This is a genomic window from Streptomyces sp. NPDC001933, from assembly GCF_042890955.1.
Lineage (GTDB): Bacteria > Actinomycetota > Actinomycetes > Streptomycetales > Streptomycetaceae > Streptomyces.
In genome coordinates, this window is record NZ_JBIASS010000006.1 from 218,612 (window position 1) to 234,820 (window position 16,209).

Here is a 16,209-nt window from a genome sequence, read left to right on the forward strand (position 1 = left end):
GGGAGTCCGTGGCAGGGCCACGGGCACCGTTCGCTCCTGCTCCGGAAGCGGCCGAACCGGCGCCCGTGGCTCCACTCACGCTCTACTCCTCGTGCTCCCCGGCCGAAGGCGACGTGCCTTCGACATTGCCCTCGACCGTGCTCTCGGCACCCTCCGCCGTCGCGGCCTCGGAGTCCTCGGACCCCTCGACCTCTTCGGCCTCACGACCGGCTTCGGCGTTACGGGCAATACCGACGACGGCATCGCGCTTGCCCAGATTGATCAGTTGGACGCCCATGGTGTCACGGCCCGTCTCCCTGACTTCATTGACTCGCGTGCGAATCACACCACCGCCGAGCGTGATGGCGAGGATCTCGTCCGTCTCCTCGACCACCAGCGCGCCGACCAGCGAGCCCCGGTCCTCGACGATCTTGGCAGCCTTGATGCCCAGACCGCCACGGCCCTGAACCCGGTACTCGTCGACGGGGGTCCGCTTCGCGTACCCGCCGTCGGTGGCAGTGAACACGAACGTACCCGGCCGGACAACATTCATCGAGAGCAGTTCGTCGCCCTCGCGGAAGCTCATGCCCTTGACGCCCGAGGTCGCACGGCCCATCGGGCGCAGCGCATCGTCCGTCGCGGTGAACCTGATCGACTGGGCCTTCTTGCTGATGAGCAGCAGATCGTCCTCGGCCGAGACCAGCTCCGCACCGATCAGCTCGTCAGCGGTGCCTTCGGCGCCATCCGCCATCTCGCGCAGGTTGATCGCGATGACACCACCGGAACGCGGAGAGTCGTAGTCCTTCAGCGCGGTCTTCTTCACCAGACCGCCCTTCGTGGCCAGGATCAGATAGGGCGCGGCCTCGTAGTCGCGGATCGCCAGGATCTGCGCGATCCGCTCGTCCGGCTGGAAGGCCAGCAGGTTGGCCACGTGCTGACCGCGGGCGTCGCGGCCGGCGTCCGGGAGCTCGTACGCCTTCGCCCGGTACACCCGGCCCTTGTTCGTGAAGAACAGCAGCCAGTGGTGGGTCGTCGACACGAAGAAGTGGTCGACGATGTCGTCTTCCTTGAGCTTCGTGCCGCGCACGCCCTTGCCGCCGCGCTTCTGCGAGCGGTAGTCGTCCGTCTTGGTGCGCTTCACATAGCCGCCGCGCGAGATCGTGACGACGATGTCCTCCTCGGCGATCAGGTCCTCGATGGACATGTCACCGTCGAAGGGCACCAGCTTGGAACGCCGGTCGTCTCCGAACTTCTCGACGATCGCCGCCAGCTCCTCGCTGACGATCTTCCGCTGCCGCTCCGGCGACACCAGGATCGCGTTGTACTCGTTGATCTTCGCCTGGAGCTCGTCGTGCTCGGCCGTGATCTTCTGGTGCTCCAGCGCGGCCAGCCGGCGCAGCTGCATCTCCAGGATCGCGTTCGCCTGGATCTCGTCGATCTCCAGCAGGCCCATCAGGCCCTCGCGCGCCACCTCGACCGTCTGGCTGCGCCGGATGAGCGCGATGACCTCGTCGATCGCGTCCAGCGCCTTGAGCAGGCCGCGCAGGATGTGCGCCCGCTCCTCGGCCTTGCGCAGCCGGAACTTCGTACGCCGGACGATGACCTCGATCTGGTGCGTCACCCAGTGCCGGATGAACGCGTCGATCGAGAGGGTGCGCGGCACCCCGTCGACCAGCGCCAGCATGTTGGCGCCGAAGTTGGTCTGGAGGTCGGTGTGCTTGTACAGGTTGTTCAGCACGACCTTGGCGACCGCGTCCCGCTTCAGCACGACGACCAGGCGCTGACCGGTGCGCGACGAGGTCTCGTCACGGACGTCCGCGATCCCGCCGATCTTGCCGTCCTTCACCAGGTCGGCGATCTTCTGCGCGAGGTTGTCGGGGTTGGTCTGGTACGGAAGCTCCGTGACGACCAGGCACTGCCGGTTCTGGATCTCCTCGACCGAGACGACCGCGCGCATCGTGATCGAGCCGCGGCCGGTGCGGTACGCCTCCTCGATGCCCTTGCGGCCCACGACGAGCGCGCCGGTCGGGAAGTCCGGGCCCTTGATCCGCTCGATCAGCGCCTCCAGGAGCTCCTCCTGCGAGGCCTCCGGGTGCTCCAGGTACCACTGCGCACCGGCGGCGACCTCGCGCAGGTTGTGCGGCGGGATGTTGGTCGCCATGCCGACCGCGATCCCCGCCGAACCGTTGACCAGCAGGTTCGGGAAGCGCGCCGGCAGGACCGTCGGCTCCTGGTTGCGGCCGTCGTAGTTGTCCTGGAAGTCGACGGTCTCCTCGTCGATGTCCCGGACCATCTCCATGGACAGCGGCATCATCTTGCACTCGGTGTACCGCATGGCGGCGGCCGGGTCGTTGCCCGGGGAACCGAAGTTGCCGTTGGAGTCCACCAGCGGCATGCGCATCGACCACGGCTGCGCCAGACGCACCAGGGCGTCGTAGATCGACGAGTCACCGTGCGGGTGGTACGTACCCATGACGTCACCGACGACACGGGCGCACTTGTAGAAGCCCTTCTCGGGCCGGTAGCCGCCGTCGTACATCGCGTACAGCACCCGGCGGTGGACGGGCTTGAGACCGTCCCGTACGTCCGGCAGCGCACGCGAGACGATGACGGACATCGCGTAGTCGAGGTAGGAGCGCTGCATCTCCGTCTCGAGCCCCACGGGCTCGACACGCATGCCCACCGCGGCGGCGGACTCCTCTTCGGGTGTCACAGGGGTGTTCTCGTCGGCCATTGCTGGTCAAAGTCCTTTCGGGCGGCGTCTTGCTGGTACGGCCGACTCAGATGTCGAGGAAGCGGACGTCCTTGGCGTTGCGCTGGATGAACGAGCGCCGCGCCTCGACGTCCTCGCCCATCAGCACCGAGAAGAGGTCGTCGGCCTGCGCCGCGTCGTCCAGCGTGACCTGGCCGAGGACCCTGTGGTCGATGTCCATCGTGGTGACGCGCAGCTCCTCGGCGTTCATCTCGCCGAGACCCTTGAAGCGCTGGATCGAGTCTTCCTTGATCCGCTTGCCGTTCTGCTTGCCCAGCTCGACCAGGGCGTCGCGCTCGCGGTCCGAGTACGCGTACTCGAAGTCGTCCCGGCCCCACTTGATCTTGTAGAGCGGCGGGCGGGAGAGGTACACGTGCCCGGCCTCGACCAGCGGACGCATGAAGCGGAAGAGGAACGTCAGCAGCAGGGTGTTGATGTGCTGACCGTCGACGTCGGCGTCCGCCATCAGGATGATCTTGTGATAGCGCAGCTTCTCGATGTCGAAGTCCTCGTGGACCCCGGTGCCGAAGGCCGAGATCAGCGCCTGGACCTCGGTGTTCTGCAGGATCTTGTCGACCCGGGCCTTCTCGACGTTCAGGATCTTGCCCCGGATCGGCAGGATCGCCTGGTACATCGGGTTGCGGCCGGACTTCGCCGAACCACCGGCGGAGTCACCCTCGACGATGAAGATCTCGCACTTCGTCGGGTCGTTGGACTGGCAGTCGCTCAGCTTGCCCGGCAGCGAGGCGCTCTCCAGGAGCCCCTTGCGACGGGTCAGATCGCGCGCCTTGCGGGCCGCGACGCGCGCCGTGGCCGCCGAGATGCCCTTGCGGATGATGTCGGCCGCCTCGTTCGGATTGCGGTCGAACCAGTCCGTGAGCTGCTCGTGGACGACCTTCTGGACGAAGGTCTTCGCCTCCGTGTTGCCCAGCTTGGTCTTCGTCTGGCCCTCGAACTGCGGCTCGCCCAGCTTCACCGAGATGATCGCCGTCAGACCCTCGCGGATGTCGTCACCCGTGAGGTTGTCGTCCTTCTCGCGCAGCAGCTTCTTCTCGCGCGCGTACTTGTTGACCAGCGTGGTCAGCGCGGCGCGGAAGCCTTCCTCGTGCGTACCGCCCTCGTGCGTGTGGATCGTGTTCGCGAAGGAGTAGACGCCCTCGCTGTACTGCGTGTTCCACTGCATGGCGATCTCGGCCGAGAGGAGGCGCTCCTTGTCCTCGGCCTCGATGTCGATCACCGACTGGTGGATGACATCGCCCTTGCGGGAGTTCAGGTACTTCACGAAGTCGACGATGCCGCCCTCGTAGTGGTACTTGACCGTGCGGACCTGCTCCGCCTCGGCGGCCTCGGCCACCTCGGCGACCTCCGCGCCCAGCGTCGCCTTCGCCGACTCGCGCTCGTCGGTGAGCTTGATCGTCAGACCCTTGTTGAGGAACGCCATCTCCTGGAAGCGGCGCGACAGGGTCTCGAAGGAGTACTCGGTCGTCTCGAAGATGTCCCCGTCGGCCCAGAAGGTGACGGACGTCCCCGTCTCGTCGGTGGCCTCGTTGCGGGCCAGCGGAGCGGTGGGCACACCGAGCTTGTAGTCCTGGGTCCACCGGTAACCGTCAGTCCGGACCTCGACCGAGACCCGCGAGGACAGTGCGTTGACCACGGAGACACCGACACCGTGCAGACCGCCGGAGACGGCGTAACCGCCGCCGCCGAACTTGCCGCCGGCGTGCAGCACCGTCAGCACGACCTCGACCGCGGGCTTCTTCTCCGACGGCACGATGCCGACCGGGATGCCACGGCCGTTGTCGATCACGCGGACCCCGCCGTCGGCGAGGATCGTGACGTCGATCGTGTCCGCGTGCCCGGCCATCGCCTCGTCGACCGAGTTGTCCACGACCTCTTGCACGAGGTGGTGGAGACCGCGCTCACCGGTCGAACCGATGTACATGCCAGGTCGCTTGCGGACCGCGTCCAGACCCTCGAGGACGGTGATCGCGCTGGCGTCGTACGAGGACGTTGCCTCGCCGCCGCCGGCTGACTCGCCTGCGGCGACAGCCTCGGCGCTCTCACCGGGTGTGGACGGAATGTTCTCGTTGGGGTTGCCGGAATCGGCCACGAAGCGCCCTTTCTGGCACAGCACAGGCCGTTCTCCGGGCAAACGGGAGCGGCTGCGTCGTTCGGCTTGTATCGACGACTCCCGCGACGATGCGGGATTGTTCACCAGTCTACCGGTAGCGCCGACATGAATGGGGGTTTGCCGGTACCTGAGTACGCATGTGCCGCCCTGAATGAGCGGCTGACGACTCCCCATATTCAGGAAGGCCCCTCAGGAGGCTCACACCGGCCTTGAGCGCTTCGGCCTGTCAACCTCTCGCTACCGTGAGGGACGCCCCACTGCCGCCGCGTGGTTTCGACCACCGCAGACCGCACAACACGGACCCGAAGGACAGCCGCCCCGCGCGGGCAGCAAGGGGCCTCGGCAGAGCCGGGAGTGGGGTCCACAGAGCGCCCGAGAACAGCGCGGCTGCCGGTAGAAAATGAGAAAAGGCCAGGTCAGCCGTATGTATCGCCGGGGCCGGTACTCCCCGGCGCCCGCAGCGGACCGAACCTGCGCTGCGGGCCACCGGGCCCCAGCACCTTGATCAACCTGACCGTGCCCTGCCCCAGGTCCGCGTTCAGCCGGGCCACCAGCTGGGGCGCCAGCAGCCGCAGCTGCGTCGCCCACGCCGTCGAGTCGCACTGCACCGTCAGCACCCGCTCGTCCGGATCCTCGTCGTACCGCAGCGGCACACAATGTTTGGCCAGATCTTCACCCACGATCTGCGGCCAGCGCCCCATGACCCCGCCCACCGCCGCCGGGGTCTCCCAGCCGCGCTCGGTGATCAGACGGTTGATCGCGGAGCCCAGCGGAAGCGGATCACGACCGTCCGCCCGCGCACCCGAGCGCAGCCCGCCGCCCCGCCTGGCCTGCTTCTTCTGCTGCGCGGCCGCGCCACGCGCCCGCGCCTGCTCCTTCGCCGCGCGCAGGGCCACCCGCGCCAGGTCGACACCCGAGGGCTCCGGAGCCCTGCCCCCGCCGGAACGCTCCTGCGACGGCTCCCCGCATCCCTCGCCGCGGCCGCTCACAGCCGCTCCACCTCACCCGCGGACACCGCGAACCGGGTCCCCGCCAGCACCCCCGGGACGTCGTCGTCCACCGCGGCCGTCACCAGCACCTGCTCGGCCGGGGCCACCAGCTCCGCCAGCCGCTCCCGGCGCCGTGCGTCCAGCTCCGCGAAGACGTCGTCGAGGACCAGCACCGGCTCGTTGCCCTCGCTGCGCAGCAGGTCGTACGAGGCCAGCCGCAGCGCCAACGCGTACGACCAGGACTCGCCATGGCTCGCGTACCCCTTGGCCGGCATGCCCCGCAGCCCCAGCAGCAGATCGTCGCGGTGCGGTCCGACCAGCGTCACGCCCCGCTCGATCTCCTGCTTGCGGACATCCGCCAGGGCGGCGATCAGCTGCTCGTACAGCTCCTCGCGGGTACGCGCGGGCTCCACGCCCGCCCCGACCGAGCTGCGGTACTCCAGCGCCAGCGGGCCGCCGCCCGGCGCGACATCCCCGTACGCCTTGTCCGCCAGCGGCTGCAGGGTGGCGATCAGATCCAGCCGCTGCGCCAGCAGCTCCGCGCCCACCCGGCCCAGGTGCTGGTCCCACACGTCGAGCGTGGACAGGTCCATCGACCGGCCACCGTGCCGGCGCGCCATCGCCGCCGACTTCAGCAGGGTGTTGCGCTGCTTCAGCACCCGCTCGTAGTCCGAGCGCACCCCTGCCATCCGCGGCGAACGGGCCGTGACCAGCTCGTCGAGGAAGCGCCGGCGTTCCCCGGGATCCCCCTTGACCAGCGCCAGGTCCTCCGGCGCGAACAGCACCGTACGCACTATCCCCAGCACGTCACGGGGCCTGACCTGCGACGATCTATTGATACGCGCCCTGTTGGCCTTGCCGGGATTGAGCTCCAGCTCGATCAGCTGCGAACGCTCTCCCTGCGTCACGGCGGCGCGGATGACGGCCCGGTCCGCGCCCATCCGCACCAGCGGCGCATCGGAGGAGACCCGGTGGCTGCCGAGCGTCGCGAGATAGCCGACCGCTTCGACCAGATTCGTCTTGCCCTGGCCGTTGGCCCCCACGAAAGCGGTGACGCCCGGATCGAGAGGCACCTCGACCCGGGCGTACGAGCGGAAGTCGGCCAGCGAGAGATGCGTGACATGCATGGTGTACGCCGACCTTCCCGGCTTCCTGCTCCGTGCTTCGTGGAGCGGACCGGATGCTCTGGACCGGCCCGCTTCCCGTTGCGGTTACTTCTTGTTCTCGACCGCGTGGCCACCGAACTGGTTGCGCAGCGCGGCGATCATCTTCATCTGCGGGGAGTCCTCCTGGCGCGAGGCGAAACGCGCGAAGAGCGACGCGGTGATCGCGGGCAGCGGCACCGCGTTGTCGATCGCGGCCTCCACCGTCCACCGGCCCTCGCCGGAGTCGGCGGCGTAGCCGCGGAGCTTGTCGAGGTGCTCGTCGTCGTCCAGCGCGTTGACCGCCAGGTCGAGCAGCCAGGAACGGATGACCGTGCCCTCCTGCCAGGAGCGGAAAACCTCGCGCACATCGGTGACGGAGTCGACCTTCTCCAGGAGCTCCCAGCCCTCGGCGTAGGCCTGCATCATGGCGTACTCGATGCCGTTGTGGACCATCTTCGCGAAGTGGCCGGCGCCGACCTTGCCCGCGTGGACGGAACCGAAGTCGCCCTCGGGCTTCAGCGCGTCGAAGACCGGCTGGACCTTGGCCACGTTCTCGGCGTCGCCGCCGTACATCAGCGCGTAGCCGTTCTCCAGGCCCCAGACGCCGCCGGAGACGCCGCAGTCCACGAAGCCGATGCCCTTGATGCCCAGCTCGACCGCGTGCTTCTCGTCGTCGGTCCAGCGGGAGTTCCCGCCGTCCACGACGATGTCGCCGGGCGAGAGGAGACCGGCGAGCTCGTCGATCGTGGCCTGGGTCGGGGCACCGGCCGGAACCATCACCCAGACGACCCGGGGACCCTTCAGCTTGCCCACAAGCTCTTCGAGGCTGTGGACATCGGAGACGTCCGGGTTGCGGTCGTAACCGATGACGGTGTGGCCTGCGCGGCGGATGCGCTCGCGCATGTTGCCGCCCATCTTGCCGAGGCCGACGAGACCGAGCTCCATCAGAGATTCCTTAAGCGTTGTGCCGATTCGTACCCGAGGACGAGCCTACGCCCGGCCGGGGACGGAGCGACGGGCATGCTCGACGCCGAGCGTGCCCGTCGGGAACCGCAGTGACAGGACCGATGACCGGGTCAGCCGGAGAGGCGGACCGGCATGATCAGGTACTTGTACGCGTCGTCCGCCTCGGCGTCCACGGCCGGGCGGCCGCTGAGCAGCGCGGGCTTGGTGGACGTCGTGAACGAGAGCTGGGCGACCGGGGAGTCGATCGCGCTCAGCCCGTCCAGCAGGAAGGTCGGGTTGAAGGCGATCGAGATGTCGTCGCCCTCCAGCACCGCGTCGACCCGCTCCACAGCCTGTGCGTCGTCGCTGGAACCGGCCTCCAGGATCAGCACGCCCTGCTCGAAGCTGAGCCGCACCGGGGTGTTGCGCTCGGCAACGAGGGCGACACGCTTGACGGCCTCGACGAACGGCGCCGTCTCGATGACCGCGACCGAGTTGAACTCGGTGGGGAAGAGCGTGCGGTACTTCGGCAGATCGCCTTCGAGCAGCCGCGTGGTCGTACGACGGCCGGCCCCCTCGAAGCCGATCAGGCCCTCACCGGCGCCCGAGCCGGAGAGCGCCAGGGTCACCGTGTCACCGCTGGTCAGTGCCTTGGCGGTGTCCAGCAGCGTCTTGGCGGGCACCAGAGCGACGGCGGACGCGTCCGGGTTCTCCGGCTTCCAGAGGAACTCGCGGACCGCGAAGCGGTAGCGGTCGGTCGAGGCGAGGGTGACGGTGTCGCCCTCGATCTCGATCCGCACACCGGTCAGCACCGGCAGCGTGTCGTCGCGGCCCGCGGCGATGGCGACCTGGGCGGCGGCCGAGGCGAAGACCTCGCCGGGGACCGTGCCGGTCGCGGTCGGCATCTCGGGAAGTGCCGGGTACTCCTCCACAGGAAGGGTGTGGAGTGTGAATCGCGAGGAGCCGCAGACCACGGTCGCCCGTACACCGTCTGTGGAAATCTCCACCGGCCGGTTGGGGAGGGCGCGGCAGATGTCGGCGAGCAGCCGGCCGGAGACCAGCACCGTGCCGTCCTCCTCGACCTCGGCGTCCACCGAGACCCGGGCCGAGACCTCGTAGTCGAAGCTGGAGAAGCTGAGGGCGCCGTCCTCAGCCTTCAGCAGAAGGCCCGCAAGAACGGGCGCCGGCGGACGGGCCGGGAGGCTACGGGCCACCCAGGCCACAGCCTCCGCGAGTACATCGCGCTCCACCCGGATCTTCACCGGAACCGCCTCCTGCTGTTGCTCGCTCGCCCTGCTGGCCTTCGTCGTCTGATCGCGTCTTCCGCCGCTGAGGCAGCGAGGACGCCGGGGACCAGTCTGACGTACGGCACCGACACTCGGTGCTGCTCGGGGTCAAGTCGCGACAAGAGGTTCGGAGAGCTCCGGCGCCGAGTTGTGCACAGGCCCCACTTCGAAGCGGATTCCGGGCTAACTCTATGTGGCAGTAGTAGTAGGGCCTGTGGAAACCGTGGATAACGTCGTTTCCGCAGGTCAAGCCCTGTTTTTTATCCACTGCCCCTGTGGGCGGGACCGGTGGACAACACGGTGCTTCTGTGGACACAGGAAAGTTCTGCACACCCGATGCACAGGGCAGGGGGGTTTCTCCCCAGGGCTGTCCCCAGCTTTACCCACGTTCCCCACAGCCCAACCGACCCTCTTGGTGTGACGCCTTTCACTCGGCGCGGTGAAAGGCGGTGCAGCGTTGCCGAACAGTGGACAGAGGTGTGGAGAAGCAGCAGGGAGCTGGGGACAAGGCGGCTCGGCCTGTGGGTCGCCGGTGGACAACTTCATCCACGCCCTGTGGACGAATATTTTGTCCACAGGCTGTGGATCACTGTTGACCACAAATCCCCAACCCCTTGACCTGGCCTGATGGAGTATCGGCAGTCGCCCCTGTGGAAGCAATATGGACAACTTCCGGATCCCCAGGCTGTGGAAGGGGAAAACTCCCCAGATCTGTGGAGAACAGGCGGTCAGCTGCAGGTATTCGAACAGCGCGATGGCGCCGGAGCTGCGGCAGCGCGTTCTGGAACGGGTCCGGGGAGGGGCTCGGGGCGGCTGCGGACGGCTCCTGAGCGCCGTCCGGGCGGTCTCCGGATCCGTTTCCGGGCGGCCTCCGGACCGTTTTCCGGCGCTCCCCAGGACGCTGCCGGGCGTGCCGCGGACGTCCCCCCTCGTGCTGCCCAGGCGCTCCCCGGGCGCTCTCCAGGCAACGAAAAGGGCGCCCGAGGCCCCCTGCTGAGGGGTCCTCGGGCGCCCTTCCGGCGCGTACGGAGCGTCTGCCGACGGCGGTGCGTCAGCCGTTCTTGATGCGGTTGGTGAGCTCGGTGACCTGGTTGTAGATGGAGCGCCGCTCAGCCATCAGCGCGCGGATCTTGCGGTCCGCGTGCATCACCGTCGTATGGTCGCGGCCGCCGAACTGCGCACCGATCTTGGGCAGTGAGAGATCGGTGAGCTCCCGGCAGAGGTACATGGCGATCTGGCGGGCCGTCACCAGCACCCGGCTGCGGGAGGTTCCGCAGAGATCGTCCACCGTGAGACCGAAGTAGTCCGCGGTCGAGGCCATGATGGCCGTCGCCGTGATCTCCGGAGCCGAGTCCTCGCCGCCCGGGATCAGGTCCTTCAGTACGTGCTCGGTCAGTCCGAGGTCCACCGGCTGCCGGTTGAGGCTGGCGAAGGCCGTGACCCGGATCAGCGCCCCCTCCAGCTCCCTGATGTTGCGGGAGATCCGGGAGGCGATGAACTCCAGTACCTCCGGCGGGGCGTTGAGCTGCTCCTGCACCGCCTTCTTACGGAGGATCGCGATTCGCGTCTCCAGCTCCGGCGGCTGCACATCGGTGGTCAGGCCCCACTCGAAACGGTTCCGCAGCCGGTCCTCCAGGGTCACCAGCTGCTTGGGCGGCCGGTCGGAGGACAGCACGATCTGCTTGTTGGCGTTGTGGAGCGTATTGAAGGTGTGGAAGAACTCCTCCTGCGTCGACTCCTTGCTCGCCAGGAACTGGATGTCGTCGACGAGCAGGATGTCCACGTCCCGGTAGCGCTTGCGGAAGGTGTCGCCCTTCCCGTCGCGGATCGAGTTGATGAACTCGTTGGTGAACTCCTCGGAGCTCACGTACCGCACCCGGGTGCCCGGGTAGAGGCTGCGGGCGTAGTGACCGATGGCGTGCAGCAGGTGGGTCTTGCCGAGCCCGGACTCCCCGTAGATGAAGAGCGGGTTGTACGCCTTGGCCGGGGCCTCGGCGACCGCGACCGCCGCGGCGTGCGCGAACCGGTTGGACGCGCCGATCACGAAGGTGTCGAAGAGGTACTTCGGATTCAGCCGGGCCGCCGGTTCGCCGGGGCCGGGCGTGGGAGCGGGCTGCGAGCCCATAGGACCGGTGGCGCCGCCGGGCCGTCCGGTGCCGGCGCCGCCCTGCCGGTGCTGCGGCTGGTGCTGCTGCTCCTGCATGTCGTGGTGCTCGGGGCGCTGCTGCTCGTAACCCTGGCGCTCGGGCGGCTGCGGACGGTAGTCGTGCTGCGGCTGCTGGGGGCGGCCACCGCCGTACGGCTCGCGCCACTGTTCCGCGGGAGCCTCGCGGTCCTGGAACCCGCCGAGCCGGGGCTGCTGCCAGGAGAGGTCCTCCTGGGTGCGCGGCCACGCGCCGGGTTCGGGGCGCTGCTGCTGGTAGTCGGGGTAGGCCGGCCGGGCGGTCGGCATGCCGTCGTCGGCGGGCCGGTGTCCGTACCCGTCGTATGCGTCGTTGTGCTGCCGCTCGTCGTGCTGCGGTCCCTGGTAGCGGTGAGGCTGCTGGGCCTGGTGCATCGGCGGCGCGGGCGGGCTCGGCGGTTCGCCCGCGGAGTCGTCGACGGTGATCGCGATGCGGATCGGGCGGCCGCATTCGCGGCTCAGCGTCTCGCTGATGAGCGGCGCGAGCCGGCCCTCCAGGACGCGCTTGCCCCATTCATTGGGCACCGCGAGCAGCGCCGTGTCGGCGACCAGGGCGAGCGGCTGGCAGCGCTCGATCCACTGCTTGTCCTTCGGCTCGATGCCCTGCTGGCCCTCCCCGAGGAGTTGCTCCAGCACTCGTGGCCACACTGCGGCAAGATCGGCAGGTACGTCAGCCACGGGGCACGCTCTCTCGCTGGTCCCACGAATGTGTGCTTCTCGGGACGGTATGGGTCGGTATGGGTGAGGACCGGCAGGCAGGAAGAAAAGAACCGGAGCTCAGCCACGGTAGTCAGGCCGACCCGCGTGGTTCAAGTTGTTGTCCACAGCCTGTGCACAGTGGGGGGTGTTGTGGAGCCGGTTTGACCGGATGGCGTAGCCGCGCGTACCGTGACCAGGTCGAGTTGTCGATGGCTGCTGCCGCCTGCCTCCGATGGGCAAAGATCACGATCTGTGATTGTGAAGCGGTGCACTAGAGCGTTTACGCGAGTCTCTCGTGGGCGCACGGTGACAGCCAGGCGATGTCCCGCCAACACACGAGTCATTTCTGGAGCCCCCTAGTGAGCAAGCGCACCTTCCAGCCGAACAACCGTCGTCGCGCGAAGACCCACGGCTTCCGGCTGCGCATGCGCACCCGTGCCGGCCGCGCGATTCTCGCGTCCCGCCGTGGCAAGGGTCGCGCCAACCTGTCCGCCTGATCGCTTACAGGTCATGACGTGCTGCCTACCGAGAATCGGCTGAGGCGGCGCGAGGACTTCGCGACCGCAGTACGTCGAGGACGCCGGGCCGGCCGCCCGCTACTCGTCGTTCATCTACGCAGCGGTGCAACGGACCCGCACGTGACTGGGGAGAATGTTCCCCCGCCGCGTGCGGGTTTCGTTGTCAGCAAAGCTGTGGGTGGAGCGGTTGTGCGCACAGCGGTGAAGCGGAAGCTTCGCCACCTGGTCCGCGAACGGCTTGCCCTGCTGCCCCCCGGTAGCCTGGTTGTCGTACGAGCGTTGCCCGGAGCGGGCGACGCCGACCATGAACAGCTGGCCCGAGACCTGGACGCCGCTCTCCAGCGGCTGCTGGGAGGGGGCGCGCGATGAAGTACCCGCTGCTGGCTCTTATCAAGCTGTATCAGTGGACGATCAGCCCACTCCTCGGGCCTGTCTGCCGTTACTACCCGTCGTGTTCCCACTATGGATATACGGCGATCGACCGGCACGGAGCGATCAAGGGAACCGCGCTGACGGCTTGGCGCATCCTGCGATGCAATCCGTGGTCACCCGGTGGCGTGGACCACGTTCCACCACGCAAACGTCCGCGTTGGCATGAACTCCTGCGTAATGCCATGCGCGGTGGCAAGGGCGGGGACTCCGCCGCTGATGTGCCTGTCCGGGGACCGGTTTCCGAACCTCCGAGTCAGGCCGCAGAGACTTCGCCCAATGCTCAAGGAGCCTGATTAGTGGACACGATTGCCAGTCTGTTCAGCTTCATCACCTGGCCCGTCTCATGGGTCATCGTCCAGTTCCACACGATGTACGGGGCGATCTTCGGACCCGACACCGGCTGGGCCTGGGGCCTGTCCATCGTGTCCCTGGTGGTGCTGATCCGGATCTGCCTGATCCCGCTTTTCGTCAAGCAGATCAAGTCGACCCGCAACATGCAGGTGCTCCAGCCGAAGATGAAGGCGATCCAGGAGCGCTACAAGAGCGACAAACAGCGTCAGTCCGAAGAGATGATGAAGCTGTACAAGGAGACGGGCACCAACCCGCTCTCCTCGTGCCTTCCCATCCTGGCGCAGTCGCCGTTCTTCTTCGCCCTGTATCACGTGCTGTCGGCCATCGCCTCGAACAAGAAGATCGGTGTCATCGACCAGGCGCTGCTCGACAGCGCCCGTCAGGCACACATCTTCGGTGCTCCGCTCGCTGCCAAGTTCATGGACAGCGAGGAGAAGGTCCAGGCTCTCGGCGCCTCTCTGATGGATGTCCGGGTCGTCACCGCGGTCATGATCGTGCTGATGTCGGCCTCGCAGTTCTTCACCCAGCGCCAGCTGATGACGAAGAACGTCGACCTGACGGTCAAGACGCCGTACATGCAGCAGCAGAAGATGCTGATGTACATCTTCCCGGTGATCTTCGCCGTCATGGGTATCAACTTCCCCGTCGGTGTCCTCGTCTACTGGCTGACCACCAACGTCTGGACCATGGGTCAGCAGATGTACGTGATCAACCAGAACCCGACCCCGGGCAGCAAGGCGCAGGACCAGTACCTGACACGTCTGCTGAAGAGCGTCACCGCGCACGGCGAGGTCCGTGGCAGGACCCGGCGCAACACCGTCAAGCGGATCGTGGCCAAGGGACCGGACCGCAATGACATCGAGCGGAAGTTCGTCACGGGGCTGGCCAAGCTGGGCCTCGCCGCCCAGGAGGACGGCACCGTGATCAAGAGCGAGACCGCTGTCGCCGAGGCCGAGGGCGGAGCCGCGCAGCGGCGTCAGCAGCCCAAGCGCCAGACCAAGGCCAAGCGCCAGACCGGTACCGCGCAGACGGGGACCAAGGACGCCGACTCCACCGAGTCGGGTTCCAAGACCTCCCTGCAGAAGCGGGACGCCGCGCAGGACGAAAAGCCCAAGCCGGCGGGCAAGCCCGCGTCCGGCTCCTCACGCCAAGCCAAGTCCGGACAGCGCAAGGGCCCGCAGCGGCCCAAGCACCCGTCCAAGAAGTAAGAAGGAGTCCATCCGTGACGGAAGGCACCACCTCCACGGCCGCTGAGGGCAGCGACACCTTGACCCGCCTTGAGCAGGAGGGCGAGATCGCAGCGGACTACCTCGAGGGTCTGCTCGACATCGCCGACCTCGACGGCGACATCGACATGGATGTCGAAGCGGACCGGGCCGCGGTCTCGATCATCAGCGACTCGGCACGTGATCTGCAGAAGCTCGTGGGCCGCGACGGTGAGGTGCTGGAGGCGCTCCAGGAGCTGACGCGGCTCGCCGTTCACCGGGAGACCGGGGACCGCAGTCGGCTGATGCTGGACATCGCGGGCTTCCGGGCCAAGAAGCGGGCAGAGCTCGCCGCGCTGGGCGCCAAGGCCGCGGACGAGGTCAAGAGCACCGGCGAGCCGGTGAAGCTGGACCCGATGACGCCGTTCGAGCGCAAGGTCGTCCACGACGCGGTCGCGGCCGCCGGTCTGCGCAGCGAGTCCGAGGGCGAGGAGCCGGAGCGCTTCGTCGTCGTTCTCCCGGCCTGACCGGACCCTGGTTCTGTCGGCCCCGTCTGTTCGCAGGCGGGGCCGATCTTTGTCAGCCTCATAGATCAGCCACCCACAGTGCGGTAGTGCGGTATGGAAGGACGGTTCCCGTGACGGCGGAAGTAGAGCTTCCCCAGGCGCCCGAAGGGGCGCGGGCGGTTTTCGGCGAGTTTTTCCCGGAGGCTGTCCGGTACGCGGAACTGCTCGCGGACGCCGGCGTGAAGCGGGGGCTGATCGGCCCGCGTGAGGTACCGCGGCTGTGGGAGCGGCATCTGCTGAACTGCGCGGTGCTCTCCGAGGTCGTGCCCGAGGGCGTCACCGTCTGCGATGTCGGCTCGGGGGCCGGTCTTCCCGGTATCCCGCTGGCGCTGGTGCGCCCCGACCTCAAGATCACCTTGCTGGAGCCCCTGCTCCGGCGCACGAATTTCCTTCAGGAAGTAGTGGAGCTGCTGGGCCTGGACCATGTGACGGTCGTGCGTGGCCGGGCCGAGGAGGTTCTGGGCTCGCTCCAGCCGGTGCACGTGGTGACGGCTCGTGCCGTGGCACCGCTGGACCGGCTCGCCGGCTGGGGCGTTCCCCTGCTGCGTCCGTACGGGGAGATGCTGGCGCTCAAGGGGGACACAGCGGAGGAGGAGATCGTCGGGGCACGCGCGGCTCTGAGCAAGCTCGGCGTGGTGGAGACCGAGGTGCTGCATGTCGGGGATGGCGTGGTCGACCCGATGTCCACGGTGGTGCGTGTGGTGGTCGGTGAGAGTCCCGGCGGTGTGAGGTTCGCCGCAAAGAGGGCCAAGGCCGCCAGGACGAGCCGCACGAGGCGCCGCCGCTGACGTCTCCGTTCGCTCCGCGGGATCGAGTGCTGCGTGCTGTTCATGCCGTCTGCCGGTGGCAGGTCCGGTACGTAGCCGTATGCACCCATACGGAGTGTCGTGCCCCTGTAGCTAAGCTGCGGGGGCATCGTGTTTCACGTGAAACGTCGCTCTCTGCTGCATGGAATCATCAGCCGCGGTCGCGTGGCTGCCGCGCCGCGGCATCGCAGGCCCGTTAGGGCTACGGAGTTGTCCACAGAAG

At 67.8% G+C, this 16,209-nt stretch carries 13 protein-coding genes; 6 read left to right on the top strand and 7 right to left on the bottom strand.

The annotated features are described in order from the left end of the window. Positions 1-82 precede the first annotated feature (82 nt). From gyrA to dnaA, 7 genes are all read right to left on the bottom strand, one after another. Positions 83-2,713, bottom strand: coding sequence for a DNA gyrase subunit A (gyrA, locus tag ACFYY7_RS17440; RefSeq protein ID WP_388662361.1), 2,631 nt, complete (start codon positions 2,711-2,713; stop codon positions 83-85). Positions 2,714-2,759: 46 nt separating this feature from the next. Beyond that, positions 2,760-4,865: a DNA topoisomerase (ATP-hydrolyzing) subunit B gene (gyrB, locus tag ACFYY7_RS17445; RefSeq protein ID WP_388662363.1), complete on the bottom strand. Its 2,106-nt coding sequence runs from the start codon at positions 4,863-4,865 to the stop codon at positions 2,760-2,762. Between the two features lie 413 nt (positions 4,866-5,278). After that, positions 5,279-5,851: a DUF721 domain-containing protein gene (locus tag ACFYY7_RS17450; RefSeq protein WP_388662365.1), complete on the bottom strand. Its 573-nt coding sequence runs from the start codon at positions 5,849-5,851 to the stop codon at positions 5,279-5,281. Continuing rightward, entirely contained in the window at positions 5,848-6,978 is a 1,131-nt protein-coding gene (gene recF, locus ACFYY7_RS17455) for a DNA replication/repair protein RecF (RefSeq protein WP_351253926.1), read from the bottom strand. The genes ACFYY7_RS17450 and recF overlap by 4 nt, the downstream gene beginning before the upstream one ends. 84 nt (positions 6,979-7,062) lie before the next feature. Continuing rightward, a complete protein-coding gene (gene gnd, locus ACFYY7_RS17460) occupies positions 7,063-7,941 on the bottom strand; it encodes a phosphogluconate dehydrogenase (NAD(+)-dependent, decarboxylating) (protein ID WP_358946868.1) in 879 nt (292 codons plus the stop codon). Positions 7,942-8,072: 131 nt separating this feature from the next. After that, a complete protein-coding gene (gene dnaN, locus ACFYY7_RS17465) occupies positions 8,073-9,203 on the bottom strand; it encodes a DNA polymerase III subunit beta (protein WP_072487582.1) in 1,131 nt (376 codons plus the stop codon). A gap of 1,075 nt (positions 9,204-10,278) precedes the next feature. After that, positions 10,279-12,087, bottom strand: coding sequence for a chromosomal replication initiator protein DnaA (gene dnaA / locus ACFYY7_RS17470; RefSeq protein WP_388662368.1), 1,809 nt, complete (start codon positions 12,085-12,087; stop codon positions 10,279-10,281). A 380-nt stretch (positions 12,088-12,467) separates the two neighbouring features. Here dnaA and rpmH point away from each other — a divergent pair, with 380 nt between their 5' ends. The 6 genes from rpmH (at position 12,468) to rsmG (ending at position 15,968) form a co-directional block, all read left to right on the top strand. Beyond that, entirely contained in the window at positions 12,468-12,605 is a 138-nt protein-coding gene (gene rpmH / locus ACFYY7_RS17475; protein WP_030930485.1) for a 50S ribosomal protein L34, read from the top strand. 18 nt (positions 12,606-12,623) lie between these two features. Next, the gene (gene rnpA, locus ACFYY7_RS17480; RefSeq protein ID WP_266731343.1) at positions 12,624-12,995 is read left to right on the top strand and encodes a ribonuclease P protein component; all 372 of its coding nucleotides are present in this window, start codon (positions 12,624-12,626) and stop codon (positions 12,993-12,995) included. After that, positions 12,992-13,351 (top strand): membrane protein insertion efficiency factor YidD, encoded by a 360-nt coding sequence (gene yidD, locus ACFYY7_RS17485; RefSeq protein WP_356081842.1) that lies wholly within the window; start codon positions 12,992-12,994, stop codon positions 13,349-13,351. Before rnpA ends, yidD begins: the two co-directional genes overlap by 4 nt. A 3-nt stretch (positions 13,352-13,354) precedes the next feature. Beyond that, complete coding sequence (gene yidC, locus ACFYY7_RS17490) at positions 13,355-14,617, top strand: membrane protein insertase YidC (protein ID WP_388662371.1); 1,263 nt, start codon at positions 13,355-13,357, stop codon at positions 14,615-14,617. A gap of 14 nt (positions 14,618-14,631) precedes the next feature. Next, positions 14,632-15,141, top strand: a complete 510-nt coding sequence (locus tag ACFYY7_RS17495; protein WP_266731337.1) for a R3H domain-containing nucleic acid-binding protein — start codon at positions 14,632-14,634, stop codon at positions 15,139-15,141. 110 nt (positions 15,142-15,251) lie between these two features. After that, positions 15,252-15,968: a 16S rRNA (guanine(527)-N(7))-methyltransferase RsmG gene (gene rsmG / locus ACFYY7_RS17500; RefSeq protein WP_358946876.1), complete on the top strand. Its 717-nt coding sequence runs from the start codon at positions 15,252-15,254 to the stop codon at positions 15,966-15,968. Positions 15,969-16,209 lie beyond the last annotated feature (241 nt).

Bases quoted from the DNA above. Each gene is read 5' to 3' on its own strand.
- gnd (WP_358946868.1), bottom strand. From the start codon at position 7,941: ATGGAGCTCGGTCTCGTCGGCCTCGGCAAGATGGGCGGCAACATGCGC.
- recF (WP_351253926.1), bottom strand. From the start codon at position 6,978: ATGCATGTCACGCATCTCTCGCTGGCCGACTTCCGCTCGTACGCCCGG.
- gyrA (WP_388662361.1), bottom strand. From the start codon at position 2,713: ATGGCCGACGAGAACACCCCTGTGACACCCGAAGAGGAGTCCGCCGCC.
- yidD (WP_356081842.1), top strand. From the start codon at position 12,992: ATGAAGTACCCGCTGCTGGCTCTTATCAAGCTGTATCAGTGGACGATC.